The sequence below is a fragment of the Lentibacillus kapialis genome, from assembly GCF_014646635.1.
Taxonomy (GTDB): domain Bacteria; phylum Bacillota; class Bacilli; order Bacillales; family Amphibacillaceae; genus Lentibacillus; species Lentibacillus kapialis.
Map to the genome: position 1 here is coordinate 1 of NZ_BMNQ01000110.1, position 2,501 is coordinate 2,501.

At 42.1% G+C, this 2,501-nt stretch carries 3 protein-coding genes; all 3 read left to right on the plus strand.

Annotated elements, in window-relative coordinates; translation table 11 throughout:
- Window positions 1-1,483: IS1634 family transposase (locus IEW67_RS17710; protein WP_188634404.1), on the plus strand; the 1,483-nt coding region annotated here is incomplete at its 5' end.
- Window positions 1,484-1,705: 222 nt separating this feature from the next.
- Window positions 1,706-2,005 carry a TIGR04104 family putative zinc finger protein gene (locus IEW67_RS17715; protein WP_188634405.1) on the plus strand — a complete coding sequence of 100 codons (300 nt, stop codon included), beginning with the start codon at window positions 1,706-1,708 and terminating at the stop codon, window positions 2,003-2,005.
- Between the two features lie 137 nt (window positions 2,006-2,142).
- Window positions 2,143-2,501: GNAT family N-acetyltransferase (locus IEW67_RS17720; protein WP_229671952.1), on the plus strand; the 359-nt coding region annotated here is incomplete at its 3' end.

The window sequence follows — 2,501 nt, forward strand, 5'->3', positions numbered from 1 at the left end:
ATTCGGTTCGGAAAGAAAAGCCGATGATTTTAATGACGATGCACTGGGAAGGGCACTGGATGCCCTTTATGCAGCGGATCCTGAAAAGGTTTATATCCAGGCGGTCCAAGGTATACAAAAAGCCATACCCAATTTGAGTCTGGACAGGCTGCATTATGATACAACGTCTTTTGTGTATACAGGGCAGCCCAAGGAAGAGGACGATCGTTTACAGATTGTACGCGGCTATTCCAAGGATCACCGGCATGATTTGCCGCAAATCAAATTCGGCATAGGCACCAACGCGGAAGGGATTCCCCTTTATGGCGAAACCCTGGATGGCAACCAGGACGACAAGAAATGGAATGCCCATTTCCTGAAGGCCCTGACCAACTGGTTCTCCCCGGAAACGTTGGCAAATGCCATTTTTATTGCGGACAGTGCTTTTGTGACAAAGGAAAATTTACAGGAATTAAAGCGTGACGACGAACCTGATCTACGTTTCCTGTCCCGATTGCCGGAGAACTTCAAACTGGCCGGAGACCTGAAAGAAAAGGCGTGGGAACAGGATGAATGGGAAAAGGTCGGAACACTTGCAGACGGTAAAGACGCTGCTATCTATCAGATTTCGCGGGCAAAGGCCAAACTGGATGGGGAGGCCTATCGATTTCTGATCGTTCATTCCAATAAACTGGATGGCCGAAAACAAAAAAGTATCGACGCTCAACTTGAAAAAGAGCAGCAAAAATGGGAAAAGGACAAAGAAAAACTGGAGAAAAAGGATTTTGCCTGTGAACGTGACGCCCGGGACGCGTTGTCGGAATTTATTAAAGATCACAAAGGCTCTCATACGATCGAGGGGACTATTGTCCCTGAACAACGGGCAGGGAAACGGGAAAAACGGGGTAGGCCCAAAAAGGGCGAAACACCGCCATCGCCTGTGACCGTCTATACCATCCAATTGACGATTCACGCGCCATCCGAGGAGCAATTGGAACGTTTACGTCAACAAGCATCGACGTTCATTCTGGTAACAAATGAGATGAACGAACAGGAACTGCCGGACATAGAATTGCTGAGAGCCTACAAGGGGCAGCAGACCGTTGAGAACCGATTCCGATTTTTGAAAAATCCTTATTTTGTCGGCAGAGTTTTCCTGGAAAAACCTAAACGTGTGGAAGCTTTCGCCTATGTCATGATGTTAAGCGTGATGGTCTACAGTGTTTTCGAATTTCTTATACGCAAAAATATGGAGAATGAAGATGAACCGCTGGATTTAATGGGAGGCAGCAGAAAGAGCTTTCGACCGACAGGCGAAGCCGTATTGGAAATCCTGGATACAATGGATGTCGTTCATTTTAAGCAGGAAGACAAGCTGTTGAAAAGAGTACTTCCGGAAGATGGAAAAGGTCGTGTGTCACGAATTTTAAATTTATTGGGTATGAATGAAGCTGTTTTTACTCAACCACAAGACGAAAAGGGTGTCGAAAAAACAAGCAAATAACACGAACCAACCATTCTTTTGCCCGTTTTGTGTCGAAGCAAGGTATTACTGTCCTTTTTTGAAAAGTATTCCTTAAAAGCAACTATCAGCGGTTATTATGATAGTTGCTTTTAAGGAAAAGTATTTTCCTCATTTAGGTAGCGCGGAATCTGGGTTATAAGGAACAAAAGTGAATTCGTTACCGATTCATAAGGTCATATTGTTGAAAGGGGAGTGGTTTAAATGCCAACTTGTGAGAATTGCAACACCAAGTGGAGTTGGAAACAAACCATAAAAAAGACTTCTACATTGGATCCAGCAATGACCTGTCCTTATTGCGGAGAAAAGCAATACCAAACACAAAAATCAAAAACAGAATGTGCTTCATTAATACCTATTATCTTATTACCTAATTTCTTCATTGAACTAGGAAGTCTTTTACTGATTTTATTTACTGTTCTCATCCTTTTATGTGTATTATTTCATCCGTTTTTTGTCGAAATAAGCAACAAGGAAGCATATATTAACTTCTTTGAGAAGTGAATTGATCAAGTAGACAAAGATGTTCCATAAAAGGGCGCCTATCTGGAATAAGCATCGGCGTACGATCCTGCAGAAAAGGATCAGATTGTTTAATATTATACAAAGAGAGAAAGGAGAATTCTAATCTGATACAAGTTATGAAAGCCAACGAAGATCATGTTGAAGGAATTTCAAATGTATGCATTAGGGGCTACTGGGCTACATATGAAGAAACTCACTCAAATGAATGGATTGAAAGGGTTATTAGGGACTTTTATAATCACAAAAGAATACTAAAAGAAGTAACCGAATCAAATCGTGACTGGGGTGGATACTTTGTAGCTGTTGAAAATGGGATAGTAGTTGGTGCTGCTGGTGGAGGAATGATAGATGAAGGGGTTGGAGAATTATTTGTAATATACGTTGATCCCGCAAGGCGAAATGAGGGGATTGGGTCTAAATTACTTGATGCTATTACGAAACAACAAAAAGAGGTATATAGTGCCAAAAAGCAGTG

What these genes read in the sequence shown, in the direction of transcription:
- IEW67_RS17715 (WP_188634405.1), top strand. Translation starts at nt 1,706, where the DNA reads ATGCCAACTTGTGAGAATTGCAACACCAAGTGGAGTTGGAAACAAACC.